At 39.9% G+C, this 20,137-nt stretch carries 16 protein-coding genes; 2 read left to right on the top strand and 14 right to left on the bottom strand.

The genetic code is table 11. The features are described 5' to 3' along the window. Positions 1 to 8: 8 nt before the first annotated feature. The 7 genes from COE25_RS25580 to COE25_RS25610 form a co-directional block, all read right to left on the bottom strand. Entirely contained in the window at positions 9 to 833 is an 825-nt protein-coding gene (locus tag COE25_RS25580) for a carbohydrate ABC transporter permease (RefSeq protein WP_098934628.1), read from the bottom strand. Continuing rightward, entirely contained in the window at positions 826 to 1,722 is an 897-nt protein-coding gene (locus COE25_RS25585; RefSeq protein WP_180247606.1) for a carbohydrate ABC transporter permease, read from the bottom strand. The genes COE25_RS25580 and COE25_RS25585 overlap by 8 nt, the downstream gene beginning before the upstream one ends. 182 nt (positions 1,723 to 1,904) lie before the next feature. Beyond that, complete coding sequence (locus COE25_RS25590; protein ID WP_098934629.1) at positions 1,905 to 3,191, bottom strand: ABC transporter substrate-binding protein; 1,287 nt, start codon at positions 3,189 to 3,191, stop codon at positions 1,905 to 1,907. A 175-nt stretch (positions 3,192 to 3,366) separates the two neighbouring features. Beyond that, the gene (locus tag COE25_RS25595; protein ID WP_257208962.1) at positions 3,367 to 5,130 is read right to left on the bottom strand and encodes a sensor histidine kinase; all 1,764 of its coding nucleotides are present in this window, start codon (positions 5,128 to 5,130) and stop codon (positions 3,367 to 3,369) included. Positions 5,131 to 5,143: 13 nt separating this feature from the next. Next, entirely contained in the window at positions 5,144 to 6,700 is a 1,557-nt protein-coding gene (locus tag COE25_RS25600) for a response regulator transcription factor (protein ID WP_098934631.1), read from the bottom strand. 295 nt (positions 6,701 to 6,995) lie between these two features. Beyond that, positions 6,996 to 7,667: a hypothetical protein gene (locus tag COE25_RS25605; protein WP_180247607.1), complete on the bottom strand. Its 672-nt coding sequence runs from the start codon at positions 7,665 to 7,667 to the stop codon at positions 6,996 to 6,998. Positions 7,668 to 7,774: 107 nt separating this feature from the next. Then, entirely contained in the window at positions 7,775 to 9,148 is a 1,374-nt protein-coding gene (locus tag COE25_RS25610; protein WP_180247608.1) for an alkaline phosphatase, read from the bottom strand. Positions 9,149 to 9,543: 395 nt separating this feature from the next. Here COE25_RS25610 and COE25_RS25615 point away from each other — a divergent pair, with 395 nt between their 5' ends. Then, positions 9,544 to 10,752, top strand: a complete 1,209-nt coding sequence (locus COE25_RS25615) for an MFS transporter (protein WP_098934634.1) — start codon at positions 9,544 to 9,546, stop codon at positions 10,750 to 10,752. A gap of 117 nt (positions 10,753 to 10,869) precedes the next feature. Here the strand turns inward: COE25_RS25615 and COE25_RS25620 are convergent, their stop codons facing one another. The 4 genes from COE25_RS25620 to COE25_RS25635 are packed head-to-tail and all read right to left on the bottom strand — an operon-like array spanning position 10,870 to position 14,725. Beyond that, complete coding sequence (locus COE25_RS25620; RefSeq protein WP_098934635.1) at positions 10,870 to 11,865, bottom strand: NAD(P)/FAD-dependent oxidoreductase; 996 nt, start codon at positions 11,863 to 11,865, stop codon at positions 10,870 to 10,872. A 16-nt stretch (positions 11,866 to 11,881) separates the two neighbouring features. Next, positions 11,882 to 12,706: an ABC transporter ATP-binding protein gene (locus COE25_RS25625; RefSeq protein ID WP_088085208.1), complete on the bottom strand. Its 825-nt coding sequence runs from the start codon at positions 12,704 to 12,706 to the stop codon at positions 11,882 to 11,884. Positions 12,707 to 12,719: 13 nt separating this feature from the next. Then, on the bottom strand, positions 12,720 to 13,742 hold the full coding sequence (locus tag COE25_RS25630; protein WP_098934636.1) for a FecCD family ABC transporter permease: 1,023 nt from the start codon (positions 13,740 to 13,742) through the stop codon (positions 12,720 to 12,722). Beyond that, the gene (locus tag COE25_RS25635; protein ID WP_256942520.1) at positions 13,739 to 14,725 is read right to left on the bottom strand and encodes a FecCD family ABC transporter permease; all 987 of its coding nucleotides are present in this window, start codon (positions 14,723 to 14,725) and stop codon (positions 13,739 to 13,741) included. Before COE25_RS25635 ends, COE25_RS25630 begins: the two co-directional genes overlap by 4 nt. Before the next feature lie 352 nt (positions 14,726 to 15,077). On the opposite strand from COE25_RS25635, the gene COE25_RS25640 reads away from it, so the two are divergent. After that, complete coding sequence (locus tag COE25_RS25640) at positions 15,078 to 16,025, top strand: iron-hydroxamate ABC transporter substrate-binding protein (RefSeq protein WP_098934637.1); 948 nt, start codon at positions 15,078 to 15,080, stop codon at positions 16,023 to 16,025. An 849-nt stretch (positions 16,026 to 16,874) separates the two neighbouring features. Here the strand turns inward: COE25_RS25640 and COE25_RS25645 are convergent. The 3 genes from COE25_RS25645 to COE25_RS25655 all read right to left on the bottom strand — a co-directional run bounded on the left by COE25_RS25645 (position 16,875) and on the right by COE25_RS25655 (position 20,057). Continuing rightward, complete coding sequence (locus COE25_RS25645; protein ID WP_098934638.1) at positions 16,875 to 18,485, bottom strand: glycoside hydrolase family 43 protein; 1,611 nt, start codon at positions 18,483 to 18,485, stop codon at positions 16,875 to 16,877. A gap of 42 nt (positions 18,486 to 18,527) precedes the next feature. Continuing rightward, the gene (locus tag COE25_RS25650) at positions 18,528 to 19,181 is read right to left on the bottom strand and encodes a YesL family protein (RefSeq protein ID WP_257208963.1); all 654 of its coding nucleotides are present in this window, start codon (positions 19,179 to 19,181) and stop codon (positions 18,528 to 18,530) included. A 75-nt stretch (positions 19,182 to 19,256) separates the two neighbouring features. After that, positions 19,257 to 20,057 carry a carbohydrate ABC transporter permease gene (locus COE25_RS25655; protein WP_180247609.1) on the bottom strand — a complete coding sequence of 267 codons (801 nt, stop codon included), beginning with the start codon at positions 20,055 to 20,057 and terminating at the stop codon, positions 19,257 to 19,259. Positions 20,058 to 20,137: the final 80 nt, after the last annotated feature.

Consider the following 20,137-nt stretch of genomic DNA (forward strand, 5'->3'; position numbering starts at 1 on the left):
AAATTTTATTATTTAACTGAACCCATCATCCCTGCAACGAAATGCTTTTGCATAATGAAGAAAATAAGTGCTGCCGGCAGGGTGGCAATCACAATCGCTGTCATAATCATTCCAAAGTCGGGTGAGTAGCTTGAACCGAGGTTTGAGATTAACAGCGGAATGGTCTGGTTCTCGGGTGACTGCAACACAACCAGCGGCCATAAATAACTGTTCCAGCTAGCCATGAAGGTAATGATGGCAGCTGCTGCATAGGTCGTCTTCATTGTCGGAACATATATCCGGAAGAAACATCCCAATTCGGACAGACCATCAATTCTTCCCGCTTCAAGAATCTCCTTCGGGAACATCTTTGTGCTTTGTCTAAAGAAAAAGATAAGATAAGCAGTTGTAACCGTTGGTAAGATGACGGCTGTAAGCGTATCGATTCCGATCATTGGAAGGGCTTGAGAAATGGTGGCAAACATTCTAAAGAGCGGTACCATTAAAGCCGCAAAAGGAATCATCATAGAAACCAGTAAAATATTAAACACAAAGTCCTTCGACTTACTTTTGTAAATTTCAAATCCATATCCTGCCAAGGAAGCGATAAGCATGGCAAGTACTGTTGTGAGTATCGAGATTTTCGCTGAATTCATTAATGCAGGTACAAGCTCAACTGTGTCTAATAGATTGTGAAGGTTTTCTATAAAGTGACTGCCAGGCAGCATCCTTCCTTGCGTCACATCTACAGACTTGTTTGTTGAGCTCACAATCATCCATAGAAACGGAAACATAGAAACAATGGAAGCGATGATAAGGACTGTATAGCTGAATGAGCGTTTAAGGTTATTCATTTTTATCACCTGCCACTTTGAACTGAATAATAGAGAAGATGACGATCATAATGACGATGGCATAAGAGACAGTAGCCGCATATCCGAAGTCAGGGGTATACTTAAATGATAAATTGTAAATGTACTGAGAAATTGTCATGGTCGCATTTCCCGGTCCACCCTTGGTAATATTCATAACCTCATCAAACAACTGAAGCGTACCAATCGTTGAGGTAATCGATGTAAATAGGATAATCGGTTTCAACATTGGAATGGTTATTTTGAAAAATTGTTGAACTGCCGAAGCACCATCTATTCTTGCCGCTTCATAGATCGATTCATCAACATTTTGAAGAGCGGATAAATAGAATATCATGTTATAGCCAGTCCAACGCCATGTGATGGCTACAATAATCGCTATTTTTGCCCAGAAGGGATCAGTAAGCCATTGAATCGGTTCCGAAATTAGTGAAACTTTCATTAGCATGATATTAATCATGCCATCTTGACCAAACAAATATTTGAAGATGACGGAATAGGCAACAAGAGAAGTTACACAGGGTAAGAAGATGGCTGTCCGAAAAAATCCCTTTAGCTTCAACGTCTTATTATTTAATAAAACGGAAAGAAACAAAGCCAGTAAAATCATCACTGGTACTTGAATGATTAGATAAATCACTGTATTTTTTACTGTTGTAAGGAACGTTGGATCCTTAAACAACCGTGTATAATTATCGATGCCAGTAAACGTTAGATTTGCACCGACTCCTGATTGAAAGGACAAAATAAGTGCCTGAACCATTGGGTAGAAATAAAAGAAAAAGATCAATACAGCTGCGACAATAACGAAGGACCAGCCAATGACAGCATTTTTCGCCCGAATTTTCCGGCCTGATTTTACTGAACTCAGGGTCTGATTGTGATTTACTTTAGAGGTTATCAACTTGAGTCAACTCCTTACACTTTTAATTAAAAAGATAGCCTCTGAACTTCGCCTGACACATCAGATACCTCCGTTTAACCTTAATGGAGAAGCCGGCGAAATACCGAGGCTTAATTTCTTATAGATTTGTTACTTTTCAACTTGTTTTTTTATTTAATTTGTTCTTCAGCTTGCTTTTGAGCATCTTCTAATACTTTATCTAGATCTTTACCCTTAAGGTAGTCCTGCATTCCAACAGCTAAAATGTCCTCAATTGCATACGTATGCATACCATAGTTTACTTGAGGAATTTTCTCTGTCCAGGCAGCAAAGTCACTAACGACCTTTTGACCTCCGAAGAATTCGTCCGCAGCCTTATACGCTTCGCCTTCAGCAGCTGGCTTGTAAGTACCGATCGCTCCCATTTCCTTATTCAAAGTCTGATAAAAATCAGCATTAGAACCAAAAGTTTTTGCTAAGAAGTCAGCAGCCTTTTCTTTACCAGGAATGTTAAGCACGTACCAAGAGCTTCCGCCTAAGTTAGAGGCGTTCACGGAACCTGAAATTCCAGCTTGTTTTGGCATCGGAACAACTGCCCACTTACCTGCTTGTGAGCTTTCCGCTTTGATGGATGGAGTAATCCAGTTACCCGTAGGAACCGTAGCAACATCACCACTGTTAAATCCTGCTACAAATTGGCCCCAATCAGAGACAGGTTTCACTAAATCCGCATCTAAAAGCTCTTTATATGTTTGGAATGCTTCCTTTAAAGAAGCGTTGTCCGCTATGTCAGGTGTAACCCCGTCATTCTTTAAATACCATGAACCGCTCGTTTGAATCATCATACGAATTAGACCTAGATCTTTTGGATCCTGTGTAAGCATTGATTTACCTGTTGCTTCTTTAACCTTTTTACCTACTTCAATGTACTTGTTCCAGTCGATATCTTTTAAATCCTCAACTTTGTATCCCGCTTTTTCCAAGTAATCCGTTCTAACATATAGTCCTGTAACACCAGTATCGAATGGAAGACCGTAGTTTTTGCCATCCAAGCTGGTAGGAGCAATTTTATACTGAGCGAAATCATCCGCTTTAAAAGAGCCAGTTAACTCATGGAACATATCTGGATACGCTTTAAGGAAGCTTTGTGCCCGATAATCTTCAATTAAAACAATATTCGGAAGTCCTTTTGTAGTTCCAGAACTTAAGCTCGTATTAAGCTTTTGAATAATGTCATCTTGAGCATGTTCAATAACTTTAATGTTTAGATCTGCGTTTTCAGATTTATAAGCTTCTTTTGCTAAATTCATTGCTTTAATGTTAAAATTCGGGTCCCATGCCCATACTGTTACTTCATTTGTATCTTTGCCGCTGTCGGAAGTCTCTTTATTTGATCCCGAAGAACAGGCAGTTAGCATCAATATACTAACTAAAAAGAGTGCTAGTACTTTTTTCATTGATATTCCCCCAACATTCTATTTTTGTAAGCGTTATCTAACTTACAAATACAATGTTATCACCTGTTAAGAAGTAACCGTTAGGACGATATTTTTAATGGTTGGTAATATTTTTATAACATGAACACGCTTCCATTTGATTTATTTGGATTATTTTTAGATTTTATGACTATTTTCACTTAGTTGAAACTGGAAGTGTCATCCGGACCTTTGTCCCTTCACCCAACTCGCTAGAAATTGTCACCCCATACTGTTCCCCGTAAATCAGTTGGATACGCTCATGGACATTCCGCACACCAATCCCAGAAAACATCTGTTGCTTACGCTTTGTAGTCGGGAGTTTATTCTCTGAAGAGACTTCCATTCCATCTCCGTTATCCACGACTTCACAAATCAACGTATTCTCCTCTTTCCAGACTAGTACATTAATATAGCCACCAGTCTTACGATTGAAGCCATGAAAGAATGAATTTTCCATAAAAGGCTGCAGGATTAGCTTTGGTACGTGATATTCCAAACAATCTGGCGCGATAAAATAGTTAACATTAATCCGGTTACCGTACCGCTTTTGATTAATAAGGACGTAATTTTTTAAATTATCCACTTCTTGGACAATGGTATTCGTCTCGCTGACATTGCCAATTGTATTCTGAAGCAAGGATATTAAAGAATTAATTGTTGCTTCGGTTTCTTCTTTTCCACCTTGCTGCACCATGAATTTTATTGAAGTTAACGTGTTGTATAAAAAATGAGGATTAATTTGCTGCTGAAGCGCAGCCAATTCCGCATTGCGCTTTTGCTTTTGTGATTCCACAAGCTGTTCAACATACAAGTGGAGTTCATCGAGCATGGAATTAAAGGCATTGCCGATTTTCATGGTTTCATATGTGCCGGTTGCAGTAACATATTGGTGGAATTCATGTTTTGACGCATCTTCTATCTGCTTAACAAGACTCGATAACGAATTTGTCAATCTCCTCGTCGCTAGTACGACAATGATTAACGCCACAAAGACGATACCCATTGAGATGAGCACGATATCTTTCTTATCAATTAGGTCTCCAACTGCTTTTTGCTTATCAATTATATTAAATAGGTACATGTCAAACGATGGAAGGTATTCCATCGAGATAATCTGATCCTTTCCCATAAAATTATCAATGATATAATGGTCTGAACTCTTTTCAATTTTTCCTACATAGCTAAGCAAGCCTTTTGGTGCTTGACCTATGAGCTTTGATTGGTTGCTAGAAACAATAACTCCCTGCTTGTCTACGACAAACACATTATTACCAGGTCCTGTATAGCTTGTGAAGAACTGTCTAAATTGACTTTCATCAAACGCAAAGAACATCGATCCATAAACAGTACCGTTGATCCGTTCCATTAGTACCTTTGATGCCACAATGAACTGGCGATTCGTTCCATCATTTCGCTTGTCCAATTGGTACACCAGTTTCTTTGGTTCCTTAAACGTATTACTAGTAAGTCTGCTAGCCCTTAATTCCTCATCCGTAATTGGCCAGTACGTCCGATCCGTTGCAAAACTGAATCCATTTCTACCCATGACTAGAATGCTTTCTTCATATGCATCTAAATTAGTTTCAATTCGCTTTAACTGTTGGCCCGCATTAAAATAGGCATTAAGTTTCTCTTTATTGCTATATTGCTCCTTCGTAAGAATTTTTTTAAACGTATTGCTTTGAAGGAGATTGTTAGATGCTAGGACGACCGAATAGTTAAAGGATTCGAAACTTTCCTTTACCTGACTCATTACTTTGGAGTTCGTAATGCTAAACTTTTTAATAAAAAATTGCTCCGACATCCGAATCGTTGTCCATGTAATAGTGATCGAAACTGTGATAATCATCATAACCGTAATGAAAAACATAACGATAAACAATCCGTTATGTTTAAAACGTTCGGGAATAAATCTCATAATTCACCATCTCTTATCTTAGTTTTTGCTTTCTTTTGTATTGGCTTGGAGACAATCCCTTTATTTTCTTAAAAACTTTACAGAAATAACTGTGGTCCGAATAACCGACCATTCCACTAATTTCTGAGATAGATTCCATTCCCTCCATGAGCAGTTTCGTCGCTTCTTCGATCCGCATTCTATTGAGATATTCGATGAACCCTTCCTTATTATGCGTTGAAAAATAGCTTGAAAGATAAGATGGATTAAAATGAAAGTGCTTTGCGACCCCAGTAAGGGTAAGCGGTTCGGCATAATGTTCTCTTATATATTCCATCAGTTTTTTCATATTTATATCTTCGGGCTCACTCTGCACCAAAAATATGCATTTTTCCGCTTCTTCAATAAAGCGATACATTAGTTCAACCGTGGCCTTCGCCGAAGGTGCTTCATCAATCGACCTAAAATATGAATACTTGGCTTCTTCCAATTCTGTTACGTCAAACTTCATATTACTTAGGAGAATGGTAATGTTAAAAATAATGTTGCCAAAAAAAGCTTTATATTCAAAGACATCCATCGTATAACAAGAAGACATTACCTTTACATGGTCTTGTAGATATTTGAAAGCGGAATCAAAATGTTTTCTCTTTAATTCTTCTGTAAACCAATCCAAATTAAAATTTTCGGGTTTGGGAGGCACTTTTGGAAGATTCTCTTTCATTAAAAACGGTTGATTTGGAAAATAAAAGCGATAATCTAACAATTTTACGAGACTTTCTTTGTAGTTGCTTTCTAGTTGAGAAAGGTCTGAAAACTCATCCGTCAAAGCAATACTTGTTCCTGGTATAGACTCTGCAAGTTGGCTGGCCAATTTAATAAACTCTTTATCATTCTGCTTGTTTATATTAATTAAGTATCCAATGATATTCTCTTCAACGCTTAAGGGCTCGTAAACAACTTGATTTATGATATGTTGCAATGCCTCTTCGATTTTCGCCTTGATACTTGTTTGAAATTCTGCACTATTTCTAGACTGGTGATTCCTTATATCAGCTCCAATTAAACAATAATGGCTGTATGGCAAAGCTTTGGATACTAACTCCGAATCATACTTCATTTCATATCCTGAAATCAGTTTATTGATAATCTGCCCAATTGGGAGATTGCCTGTTAACCTTTGATCCACTTTCTGAAAGGAAGGAATTCTGCTTGCGGCATTTTTCAGCGCCTTTAAGAGACCGTCTGCATTGAGCTTCGGCTTTAAGATATAATCAACGACACCACTTTGGAAGGTGGAGCGAACATAATCGAATTCTCCAAAACTACTTAAAATAATGATTTCAATTTGAGGATATCTATCCTTCACAATTCTTGTTAATTCTTCTCCATCCATGATTGGCATCACGATATCTGTAATAATGATGTGTGGTTTGGTTGCTTCGATTAACTCCAGGGCTTCTTGACCGTTCGAAGCCTCACCAACAATCATAAACCCCTCTTGCTCCCAATTGATATAATGCTTAATCCCTTGTCTGATTAACATTTCATCGTCTACAATAAGTGTTCGGCATAGTTCCCCGACTGTCAACGCGATCCCTCCAGAATACGACCTGCACAATTAGAAATTTCAGTATTTTTATTATACTATAATCATACTGATTACTTTTTCATAAAATTGTTCCAATTGTTGCACAACCGCAGAACACAAATAGGGCCCTATCCCAATCATGGGTAGGGCCCTGATGTCCTTCCGTTTCTTCCAGAGAGGTACAATTACTCAAGGTCTTTATATATTCGTAAAAATTTCAAACTGGCCAAAGGGTGTCAGGCACCGCTCGTGGACAAATGTCCACGAGTGGTGCCTGACACCTTTTTATTCTCCATTAAAAATCAAGTTGGATTTTTTGTGCTTCCTCCAGCCTTTCGTGTTTATCATTAAACACGTCACTGGTTAGAATACTAATCCATTCCGTTTTTTTGCTGCCTGCTTGATCAACTATAAAGCCTAGACTCCCCCGTTTGATTTGATTTCCTTCGATTTCTCCATTCAAATGTTCAAGATACATATCCTGTTTCCAATCCATTTTCACACCTGTATTCGTTTCAAAAAGGGCGACTGGAGCAAAATTCCGTTTTTCTTTGGATTGATTTTTTATATCGACACTTAATTTAATAAAATAAAATTCCTCGGCTTCTGTTAACGGATGGAAATAGTCAATTAAACTATAATCAGGTCGGTAGTGAAGTAGTTTCATTTCTTTGATCGTGTACTCGATGTCTCCGAAATGATATACCTTATTTATTTGTTTGATCGCTTTTAAAGTGGCCTCTCCTTTTTCATCCGTAACAGACTGGCCGGGTTTTTGTAAGGTTGAATCATCCGTTACCTGAGGGCTATTATAATAAGCGTCATGATCATCTTTCGAGATCTTTTTGGTAGCTGTGGAAGTATTCTCTATTTTTGCATCAGTTTTCTCATTAGTTGGCTGAATTGGAACAAATGAACAGCCCGTAAGTAGAAAAACAAATAAAATAGTTATCATTGCCTGTTTCACATCGATTCCTCCCATCAAGTAAAACTCCTTTTTAGAAAGATATCCCGCTGCTGCAAAGGCAAAGGGATATCTTATTTTCCAATCCTAATCTACTAAATTTTTGAAACTTACTTGTCTTCGATGACTATTTTTTTGCTACCTTTTTCAAGAATATCAAAGATGATTTTGGCATTGTCTGTATTATCAATTTGACCGGCAAAACGGTCGCTAGCGGGACCAAATGCATATACGTTTACATCTTCACCCGTATGCCCGCCAGTCGTCCACCCAGTGAATGAACGGATATCAATAATTTGTTCGATCGCATTATCGATATCCACTACTTTCTTCGTAGCAGCAGCATCTTTAACAGACTGAATCTCTTTATCTGTTAAAGGGAGATTAATATATTTAGACAAAGTTTCTTTCACATCTGCCCCATTAGCAATTTGCTCTGCCATAAAATCCGGGGTGCGTTTTGTTGCATTGATTGGTGCACTAAACCAGTTGTACTCTCCGCGGGCACCGATCGAGTAACCGCCAGTTGAATGGTCAGCTGTTGCCACTACTAATGTATGTCCATCCTTTTTGGCAAAATCAATCGCTGCTTTGAACGCTATTTCGAAATCTTCCATTTCACTCATCGCCCCAACAATATCATTATCATGACCTGCCCAGTCGATCTGGCTTCCTTCCACCATCAAAAAGAACCCTTTTTTATTTTGATTTAAGCGCTCAATGGCAGAAGTCGTCATATCTGCTAGGGAAGGCATCTCTGCCGTCCGGTCAATCATTTTTGGCATGCCTCGTTTCGCAAATAAACCGAGTACCTGGTCATTTTTGTCTTTTTTCAATTCTTGAAGATTTGAAACATAACTGTATCCGTCTTTTTTGAATTCATCTGTAAGGTTACGGTCTTGACGGATAAATAAATCCGAGCCGCCTCCCAAAAGAACGTCAATTTTGTGTTTTCCGTTCACCATCTCATTATAATAATCATCCGCAATGGCATTCATGTTATTACGGTTTACATCATGAGAACCAAACGATGCAGGTGTGGCATGTGTGATTTCTGACGTAGCAACCAGTCCGGTTGATTTCCCCTTCTCTTTCGCTGCTTCAAGGACTGTTTTGACTTCAGATTTGTCATTGTCAACTGCGATGGCAGCATTATAGGTTTTGACTCCCGCAGCCATGGCCGTTGCTGCAGATGCTGAATCCGTTACATTTTGCTTCGCATCCTCTGGATATGTAGTCTGTTGTCCAACTAGAAATTTATCAAACTCAGTTGGCTCTACTCTTTTAGTAGACGGGTCGTCTTTTAAATAACGGTAGGCCGACGTATATGAAACACCCATTCCATCCCCGATTAGAAAAATGACATTTTTAATTTCCGCATTGTTTTTAGTTGTATTTTCTGATTCTGCGTTAGCGGTGCCTGTTCCAACAAGACTGCTAAAAGCTATGGTTGAAAGGACAGCAACTGGAAGAACCTTTTTCATAAGTTTTTTCTTAAACAATTCGATTTCCCCCTCAAATAAACTTGAATATGTTGTTTTACGATTTTCATTATAGAGGGGGTTTATTAAGCAAATGTAAACAAATGTAAGGGCTAATAAATCGGAAGTGCTAAAATATAGGTAATTCGTATGGGAACAAATTACTTTTGAACAGAAAAGCTACATTTTCCAATATATTCCGGACCCATTTCTCCTAAAAAAGGCCTATTTTTCTTTATATTTTCTTAACAAAAATTAAACATTTATGTAAGAGCGGATCCTCCAGATAAACAAGATGCCATTAGTTCACTAGTGGTGCCTGACACTGTTTTCTGATAGTATTTTGAATAGAATTATATTTTCATATGGATATGAATAGAGGATTGAGGACACAGTTTATGTTTAGGAACAAGAATGTTTGGATTTTGTTAACAGGGGAATTTATTGCCGGTCTAGGTTTGTGGCTCGGCATTATTGGTAATTTAGAATTCATGCAAGAGAAGCTGCCTTCGGACTTTTTAAAATCGCTCCTTCTAGCAGCGGGACTGCTCGCTGGGATTGCGGTTGGGCCCTATGCTGGCAAACTTACCGATCAAGCAAGTAAGAAAACAGTTATGCTGTTGGCTGGATTTGTAAGGGCTATCAGTGTTGTCTTTATGTTAATAGCGATTGCAACAGGATCCATCTGGTGGATGGTTGTATTTTTAGTTCTGCTGCAGATTTCAGCTGCTTTTTACTTTCCTGCTCTTCAAGCAGCACTGCCGCTGATTGTCGCAGATAAGGATTTGCTCCAATTGAACGGTGTTCATATGAACGTATCGACCTTGTCGCGCATTGTTGGAACAGCCGTGGCTGGAATTTTGTTGGTTGTCCTGCCCTTAGCGATGCTTTATGTCGGTTCACTGGTAGCGTATATCGGAATATTTATTCTCACTTTTTTCTTGAATATAGATGAATCAAAGGATCATCAGACCGCAAAGAAAGGCCCATCAGAAGAAACAAGTTTTAAAGACGTTTTTCCGATTATTAAAGGTCTGCCGATTGTCTTTATGACGCTGATCATGACATTGGTCCCCGTCCTGTTTCTGGGCGGCTTTAACCTTGTCGTCATTAACATTAGTGAACTCCAGGATAGTTCAGCCATAAAAGGCTGGATCTACACGGCAGAGGGTATTTCCTTTATGATTGGCGCTTTTTTCATTAAATTAATTAGTGACCGCACTTCACCTTACATCATCTTGTTTGCCTGTTCCTTTTTGATTGGTGGATCTCAGCTGCTTCTTTATTTAGCTGATATACCGCTGTTGACCATCGTTGCTTTTGCATTATTTGGATTTTCTGTTGGCTGCTTTTTCCCAACGGCTTCCACTATTTTCCAAACAAAGGTACCGAAAGATTTTCACGGACGATTCTTTTCTTTCCGGAATATGCTGGACCGGATTACCTATCAGATTGTCCTGCTCATTAGCGGCTTCTTCCTCGACCTAATCGGCCTGCAACTGATGTGCGTCCTATTCGGAGGTTTATCAATCATCATGACAACGGTCTTCTATTCAAGACACAGATACCTTCAAACCCGGACCCGAACAGCAAAACAAGATACCTAATCACAAAAAGGCATCATCCAAAATTGGATGATGCCTTTTTGTCCACCCAGCACGTACAGGTGTCCACAAGTGGTGCCTGACACCACTTTTTGACTTCCTCTTTAAAATGACACCAGCTCAAAAGTGGGTCGTCGAGTAAATCGTCTTTAGTTCTTTTTCGGGTTCTATGTAGGCTTTGGCGCTGTTTACTGCAGTGGGTCCTTCTGAGAATCCGCCTGCGATTAGGTGTAATTTATTTGGGTAGTTTGCGACGTCGCCAGCGGCAAAAATTCCTTCGATGTTGGTTTGCATCCTGTTGTCTACTTTGATGTTTCCATATTCGAATTCTAAACCCCATCCCTTGATCGGACCTAGATCAATACAGAAGCCATGATTGACAAGAACTTCGTCTACTTCAATCACTTGAGTCTCGTTAGTTTCGATGTTTTTGACGCAAACACTCTCGATTCGATCATTCTCCCCATGTAAGGCGTCTAAAACATGCGGGGTTAGGATGGTCGCAGCAGATTTACGCAAATTACTGATATTTCGCTCCAGTCCTGAAAATTCATGTCTGCGATGCACCACTGTAATATGTTTGGCAATCGGCAGCAGCTCGTTGGCCCAATCAACGGCCGAATTGCCGCCACCGGAAATGAGCACATGTTTATCTTTATAGTCACTCAGCCTTTCAACCCCATAACGCAGGTTCCATCCTTCATATTTCTCAGCATTTTCTACGTCAAGCTTTGCACTTTTCAACGTCCCAAAACCGGTTGCTAGAATAATGGTACGTGTATGATGCTTCTCACCGTTATGACTTGTTAAAAGAAAAGTCCCATCCTCTAATCTTTCCAATCCGACAACCTGTTGATTCAAAGCAATCGTCGGGTTAAAGGTTAGTGCCTGATCCGCCAACTGTTTGATTAGATTTTCTCCTGAAATAGCCGGAATCCCGCCAATATCTCGGATGACTTTTTCGGGATAGAAGTAGGAAACCTTTCCGCCTAAGTATGGAAGAAATTCTATTACTTTCGTTTCCATCTCTCTCATCCCACAATAAAATGCGGTGAATAAGCCAATTGGACCCCCGCCGATAATGGTTACATCATAAATTTTCATATCATTCCACACCCAATCCCGCTTCTAACTAGAAATTCATGACTTTTCGTTTGTCGAAACTATGATCTTTCTGGATTAAATCATAGCAAAGACATACCGGCTTTTTCGTCCGTGGATCTTTTACAATTTCTGCGTCGATTTGAAAAACAGTTTTTAAAACTTCCGGGGTCATCACTTCTTCTGCCGTTCCCTCTTTGACCTTTTTACCAGCACGGAGGGCAACCATGTGATGGGAAAAACGCGACGCATGATTTAAATCGTGAATGACCATAACAATTGTCCGGCTTTGTTCCTTATTCAATTTTTCAAGCAGCTGTAAAATCTCCAGCTGATGTGCCATATCGAGGTACGTTGTTGGCTCATCTAGCAGCAATAGGTCCGTTTCTTGTGCGATTGCCATTGCAATCCATGCCCGCTGGCGTTGTCCACCAGATAGTGCATCGACAGGATGGTCAGCGAATAAAGTAAGCCCGGTAACCTCTAAAGCCCAATCAATCATTTTGCGATCATTATCCGACAGCCTGCCGAATCCGCTTTGATGCGGGGAACGACCAAAGGAAATCAATTCATAGACGGTTAATCCGTTCGGTGCCTCAGGACTTTGCGGAAGGACGGCCATTTTCTTTGCAATTTCCTTTGTTGGGACTTTGTGAATCATCTTTCCATCTAAATAGATAATTCCAGATTTAGCTGCATGGACACGGGCTAATGTTTTTAAAATGGTAGATTTCCCGCAGCCATTGGCGCCGATAATAGTGGTAATTTCCCCTTTGTTTATCTGTAAATTCAAGTTTTCAACGATCGTCTTGTCTCCATAGCCTATTTGAAGATTCTCGGTAGAAAGTGAAACCACAATCCGTTCCCCCTTATTTTGCTTTCATTAGTAAAAAGATAAAATATGGTGCACTAAATATTGCTACAACAATTCCAACCGGTATTTGTGTAGGCGCGAGAAGGTTTCTGCCAATCGTGTCTGCCAATAAAAGCAGGAACGACCCTAACACTGCTGTTATTGGCAGAAATAGTTGGTGCTTTGGACCAATTAATCTTTTGGCAATATGAGGTGCTACTAATCCCAGAAAAGCAATTCCTCCCCCGGCGGCCACACTAAACCCTGCGAGTGCTACTGCTGCTAAAAGCAATAGCCGTCTTTCTTTCTCTACCCGGATGCCGAGACCCGTCGCGACTTGATCACCTAAATTCAAGATATTTAAGGTGTGTGCTTTATATAAGGCAAAAGGAAGCAGAAGCAGGATTAAGGGTGCAAGAATGGCAACAAACTTCCAATTAGCTCCCCATATATCACCTGATAGCCATACAGCCGCCTGCATAAAGTCCTGCGGATTCATTTTTAACTGAAAAATAACAATCGCGGCGCCAAAGCCAGCATTCACACCAATTCCTACTAAAATTAACCGGACTGGGTCAATTCCTTTTTTCCATGCCAATACGTAAATCAGGAATGCCGCAATTACTGCTCCGACTAAGGCGAATAGCGGCATTAAAAAGATGCCTAACGTACTCACACTGTTCATAGAGCCTTGAAAGAAGTAGATAAATAGGATGACCATGAACCCTGCCCCTGTGTTAATTCCTAAAATCCCAGGGTCCGCTAAATCATTTTTCGTCACACCTTGCAAAATGGCCCCAGAGACCGCTAATCCTGCACCAATCAATAATGACAGAATCATTCTCGGCAGCCTAAAGTCAACTAAAACGAGTTGATCCCGGGCTGTTCCCATCCCAACTAATGTCTTAAACACATCCAGTGGGGCAATCCGGACCACACCAAGGTTTAAGCTTATGATAAAAGTGATAATCGTTAGGATAAATAATAGACTAATTACGACGATAAATTTTTTCTGTTTTACTTTCCTTTGAGTCTTCACAGCCCTCTCCTTTCCCCACGAGCTAGGTATAAGAAAAAGGGAACACCGATGATGGCCGTTATGGCTCCGACCGGAGTTTCAAACGGGGCATTCACCATTCTTGCTGCAATATCGGCGAGCACCAGTAACAGCCCGCCTAATATAGCAGAAATTGGTATAATCCAGCGGTAATCGGACCCAATGATAAAACGAGTAATATGTGGAATCACCAGTCCAATAAAACCAATGGCGCCAGCAACGGATACTGCGGCACCAGTTAGCACCAATACAACAATCACGCCAAGTGATTTTACTAAAAGTGTATTTTGACCGAGCCCCTTTGAAACTTCTTCGCCTAAGCTAAGAATGGTGATTGACTTTGAGATGTACAGGGCGAGCAATAGCCCAAGTCCACCAGAGATGAGTAAAATCTTAACGGACCCCCAAGAAGTTGTCGTTAATCCACCTGCATACCAGAAACTCATGTCCTTTGCGACTTGTGTATGAAGCGCAATGGCGCTTGAGAATGCACTGAGCATTGAGCCAACAGCCACTCCGGCAAGTGCAAGCTTTACTGGTGTCAATCCTCCCTTTGAAAATGCCCCGATTGTAAAAACAAGGATAACACCTAATCCTGCTCCTATAAAGGATGAAAAGGTTAAACCCAACATGGTCGCTGTCGGAAAAAAAGCAAGGGTAATGACTAACGCAAACGCAGCCCCATCGGTCACTCCCATGATGGATGGAGATGCGAGCGGATTCCGTGTCAAACCTTGCATCACGGCACCTGAAACGGCAAGTAATGCTCCGACTAAAACGGCTCCAATCGCCCTCGGCATGCGGATTTCTTGGATGATTTGATGGGAAGTAAGTTCAGGGTTAAAATGTGACACAGCCTCCCACACCGTTGCCAGCTTTATATCCGCTGCACCGTAGGCAATGGATAAACCCATCGAGATTAAGATTAGTATCAATCCCACAATTAATACCAAAGTTGCTTTAATGGCTGTTTTTAATCTGTTTTTATGAAGTTCTAAAGAGTCTCCGTCTTGTTGCTTTGCATTTCCTTTCAAATCTTACACCTCTTCTAGATAAAAAAAGAACATTTGGGTATATTACTAAATTGACAAGTATAATTGAATCGCTAAAAAAAGAATGATAATCATTATCATTAAGTATAGATATTTACCCTTGATTTTTCAATATAATAGTAGGATAAAAAGTGTTTCCATAAATATCCTTCAAATTCCCTTCACAAATTAGCACCAATCCACTTGTTTTGTTTATTGACATCATAAATGAAAATGATTATCATTACCATTATAACAGGTATTCACTATCTTAGGAGGATTAAATATGCTTAAAAAGCGCTTTTATTTATCTTTTACTTTATTGCTGATGTTATTTTTAGTAAGTGCTTGCAGTAATTCCGATAATTCAGATACGGACAAGAAAACAGAGAATAAAAATACCGAGGTGAAATTAACGGATGCAATGGGTGAAGTGGTTATACCCGCTAATCCGAAACGAATCATCGCTCCTTATTTAGAGGATTCATTGGTAGCATTAGGTGTAAGACCCGCAGCTCAATGGTCAATCGGTGACACGGTTTTAGACTATTTGCAGCCCGAGTTAAAAGACGTTCCCAAAATCGGCTGGGACCTTCCACTTGAACAGGCAATCAGTAACAACCCTGATCTAATCATATTCAGCTCTCAATCTTCCATCCAAAAAGGACAGTATGAAGAGTATAAAAAAATTGCTCCTACCTATGTCTATAAGGACGAGGTAAGTGCCGATTGGCGTAAACAACTGACTCAAATGGGCGAGATCCTAAATAAACAGGATGAAGCTAAAGAAGCCCTAGCGAATTACGATACCAAAGTAGCTGATGCAAAAGCAAAAGTCCACGATTCAATTGGCGATGAATCTGCCGCCATCCTTTGGGTAATGGCCGATAAGTTTTACTTGATGGAAAACAATCGTTTCAGCGCAAACGTTCTTTACGGCGATCTAGGCATTAAGCAGCCTGCTTTCGTTGAAGGTCTTGGCGGAGCTGCCGTTCAATGGGATCCAATTGCTCTTGAGAAATTGCCAGAAATCAAAGCAGATCATATCTTCCTTGTCAGCAAAAAAGGCGAAGCGGGCTTAGACCTTTTGGCGAAGAGTTCCATCTGGAATGGTCTTGATGCAGTAAAAAATGGCCACGTATATGAAATGAACGACCCAAGCAACTGGACAATCAACGGTTTAATCGCCAGTGAAAAAACAATTGACGAAGTGGTAAAATCCCTTAAAAAATAATAGCTAAAATTTCAAAAGGCGTCATCCTATTTTTAGGATGACGCCTTTTCGTCAATATAGCTTATGATACGGCAGGAGATATCCTTTTGAAGGTCATTAACGTTGTACAAGACAAACTAAGTTGGTGTGTTATTAGGTTTATTACTGCTACTAGGATTTAATCAAACGTTTGATTAGTTTTTCCCCATTTCTTAAAAAGCCAGATGTATCATGGCTTGAACACGATTTAATCAATCGTTTGATTAGTATTTCCACTTTGCTTTGAAAGCCCAATGTACCATAGCTTCAATTCAATTTAATCAAACGTTCGATTAGTTTTACACTTTGCTTAAATACTCAAATGATCTTCTGTTGCCTGATCCTGTTTATAATCAATCGTTTAATTAGTTTTCCTACTTTGCTTAAAAAGCCAGATGTATCATGGCCTCGACACGATTAACCAATCGTTTGATTAGTTTTTCCACTTTGCTAAATAACAAGATCTATCATGTCTTTAATTCGATTTAATCAAACGTTTAATTAGTTTTTCCATTTCCCAAAAAAATCAAATCTATCATGGCCTCAAATTCATTTAATCAAACGCTTGATTAGTTTTTTTGTTTTCATTAAAAAGACCAGATTTGCCATGGTCTCAGTCCCATGGAATCAAACGTTTGATTAGTTTTTTGCCAAGTGTAAAAATCATTTCCTTAACTTTATTATAAGTTAAGAGATTATGTTAAAGAGGTTGCTAATGTGGAGATATTATTAAATAAAAAGAGGGTGTCAGGCACCACTCGTGGACAAATGTCCACGAGTGGTGCCTGACACCTTTTTGATATCAACAACAAACTTAAATGTAAAATAGTATCAATTGTTGTTTTTGTAACTAAAGTAGTCAAAATCTGCATGCAGGTTTTGGCCTGATGTGTCTTGGCATTGCATGCCCACAAATGCGCCGGTGAAGAAGCCGCCGCCTTGAATATAATCGTCCGACAACTTGTAGGAGTGGAATGTTACTGGAATCACTGACCAGTTCTCACCATCGAAAGAGTAGGAGTATTGATATACATCCGTCTTCACATCCACACGAAGATACACATATTCAACATCCTCTGGAATGACAATTTCTTGACCTTGAAGCGGTTGGTCAAAGGTAAAATTTTCACAGGTCATGAGTTCAAGGATTCTCCCTTTGTCCTCGTTCCAGGTGACCTGGCATGATGTCCAGTTCTGTGTATTATAGTAATTCACCAAGCCTGCAGATTGCTGGAAGGTGTTCGGGTTAAAGGCAACTTTTGTCTCCGCGCTAAAGGTAAAATGCTGCCAACGTCTTGCCACAAATGCTTGTGCGAATTTAGAAGTTAACGATTCTTTCCCGTACAGGCGCAAGTGACCAGGGTTATCTTTCAATGAAACGATTTTCTCCCCTAATGGGATCCGTAAGCTCTGAAAATGAGGGTTCAACATTTCTGTATCAAATTCGTCTTTCTCAGGGAAGTCCCTGTCCCACTTCACTTCCTCCACCCTTGGCCCTTCTATCTCAACAGATGGCTGGTTTCCTCCGACAACATATGGCCAATCATTTTTCCACTCTAGTCTCTGGATCGCAGTTTCCCTTCCAAGTGGACAGTAGCCACGGGGATCTAACAAAGGCTGTCCTTCTCTGGACAATGGTCTTCCAGTTAAATGAACAAGGAACCACTCACCTGTATGGGTATGTACAATCGAAGCATGACCCGCTTTTTGAAGAGGAATCCTCGGGGCATGGAACGACGTGATCAGCGGGTTCTCCGGATGCACTTCGTATGGACCCCTCAGTTGTTTAGAGCGCGCAATGGTTGCTTGGTGATCAAATTTCGTGCCGCCTTCAGCCGTTAATAGAAAGTAATAGTCACCAATTTTATATAAATGCGGCGCCTCCGTTAGTTTAATATCTGTTCCTTTAAAAATAATTTCAGCCTTACCAACTAGCTTTTGTTCTACCGGACTGTATTCCTGAAGTGAAATCCCGTAAAAATTGTGATGACCCATACGATGATCCCAATTCATGTTGACCAAATATTTTTTACCATCTTCATCATGAAATAATGAGGGATCAAAGCCTGAGCTATTCAAATAAATTGGGTCTGACCACTCGCCATCAATCGTTTCACAGGTAGCAAGGTAATTATGGCAATCCTTCCATTGACCTTCAACCACCTTTACATCCGTATAAATCAGCCAGAACTGACCATCACGGTAGGTTAGTGCCGGTGCCCATATTCCTCCCGAATCCGGATTCCCCATCATATTCAACTGGCTTAACCGGTTTAGCGGCCTCGCTGCTAAACGCCAGTTTTTTAGATCCTTGGAATGGTAAATCCTCACCCCTGGAAACCATTCAAATGTCGACACCGCAATATAATAATCTTCGCCAACCCGGCAAATACACGGATCTGGATTGAAACCCGTTAAAATGGGATTTTGAATTGTAGCCATTTTTTTAACACTCCTGTTCATCAACTAATATTCATGCTCGTTTTAGCACTTACCATATCTGCCAGCACTACTTACCTTCTTTTGTCTTGCCCCCACCCGGTTAAAGCAATAATTCCCTCCAAACATCAGTATCCAAGCAATCGTTGCAGCACTAAAAAATGGGATGAAGCTTGTTTGGTACAAATTCAAGAAAATGATCGCTGCTGAAGCTGCCAGCATCAATACGGTCATGTGCAAATTAAGTACGCTTAAGAAAAAGGCATTTTTTATATAATCCAAAGTTTTTAATTCAAAATGGACATAGACTGGAAAAATATAAGCAAGGGTAAGTACGTAAAATCCTGTGATAATCAGTAATGGGATGAACAAGGTAAATTGGAGCGCTCCCCCTACTGTTCTCAAGTAAAGAAAGTCAAAAATGATAAATACCCCACTCAATCCGATACATATACCCAATCCATTTGATTTTTTGAATTCTTGTTTGTAAACGGAAAGAAACGTTTTCCAAATGGGGAGGTCGGTTTCTTTCAACTGCCATTTTCGGACGATCGTAAAAAGAGCCACCGTTGCCGGCATGATTCCCAGCAGAACCAATCCTGCTAGGGAAAAGAGAAACCATAACAGATTGACGTATGCAAGCCTCATGATCCACTCACAAAAAGTGAACAGTTTCCCCATCGTTTTTCCAAATTGCACGGTTTTTCACCTCTAATCCCAAGTTTCCCTCAATGCCTTCCATCCTATTTTCATAGGTTGCTAGATTATAATAAATCAGCCTTTAACTGAACCGGAAGCAATTCCTTCGACAATTCGGTTGCTCAAGATTAAGAATGCAATCAGAATTGGCAGGATACTAATAACAAGTGTTGCTCCAATTGCACCCCAGTCCGTTGTATATTGACCGATAAAGTTCTGAATTCCAACTGTCAGCGTTTTAAAGCTGTCTGAACTAATAAATGTGTTGACGAAAACAAATTCATTCCAGTTGTATATCATGTTAATAATCGCTGCTGTTGCAATAACTGGTGCAGTCATTGGCAGGGTAATCCGGAAAAATATATGATTAATCGAAGCTCCGTCCATAACAGCAGCCTCTTCTACCTCTCTTGGCAGTGCCTCATAAAATCCAAGCAATATCATAATTGTGATTGGCAGATTAAAGGCAGTATAGGCTAAGATGACGGAAAGCGGATTATCAATCAGGTTTATTTTTGTAAAAGTATTAAATAAAGGAATCAGTGTGGAATGGACCGGAATCATTAGTCCTACCATGAATAAGCCCAACACCAATTTACTGCCCTTCCAGTTCATTCTCGTAAGAGCGAAGGTTACCATACTTGCTAAAATAACAGTCAATACAACCGCTACTACCGTGTAGGTGATACTGTTGAAAAAGTATTGGCTAATGTTCCCTTCTGTCCAAACCTTTTGGTAATTTTCCCACTTTGGCTGTGCTGGCAAGGAAAAGGGAGACATATTAAAAACTTCTTGGTTATTTTTCAATGAGAAAAGAAATAACCAGATGATCGGAAAGATTTGAAAAATTGCTACGATAATAAGGAATAGGTACATAATTCCATAGGCTGCGCGATTAAGGAATGGGCTCTTCGCTAGATTCGATTTTTCCTTATTTATGATTACCGGAGATCCAG

Source organism: Bacillus sp. AFS031507 (genome assembly GCF_002584635.1).
Lineage (GTDB): Bacteria > Bacillota > Bacilli > Bacillales > Cytobacillaceae > Neobacillus.

Bases quoted from the DNA above. Each gene is read 5' to 3' on its own strand.
- COE25_RS25645 (WP_098934638.1), bottom strand. From the start codon at position 18,485: ATGGCTACAATTCAAAATCCCATTTTAACGGGTTTCAATCCAGATCCG.
- COE25_RS25610 (WP_180247608.1), bottom strand. From the start codon at position 9,148: ATGAAAAAGGTTCTTCCAGTTGCTGTCCTTTCAACCATAGCTTTTAGC.
- COE25_RS25590 (WP_098934629.1), bottom strand. From the start codon at position 3,191: ATGAAAAAAGTACTAGCACTCTTTTTAGTTAGTATATTGATGCTAACT.
- COE25_RS25615 (WP_098934634.1), top strand. From the start codon at position 9,544: ATGTTTAGGAACAAGAATGTTTGGATTTTGTTAACAGGGGAATTTATT.
- COE25_RS25580 (WP_098934628.1), bottom strand. From the start codon at position 833: ATGAATAACCTTAAACGCTCATTCAGCTATACAGTCCTTATCATCGCT.
- COE25_RS25655 (WP_180247609.1), bottom strand. From the start codon at position 20,057: ATGTACCTATTCCTTATTATCGTAGCAATTTTTCAAATCTTTCCGATC.
- COE25_RS25640 (WP_098934637.1), top strand. From the start codon at position 15,078: ATGCTTAAAAAGCGCTTTTATTTATCTTTTACTTTATTGCTGATGTTA.
- COE25_RS25595 (WP_257208962.1), bottom strand. From the start codon at position 5,130: ATGAGATTTATTCCCGAACGTTTTAAACATAACGGATTGTTTATCGTT.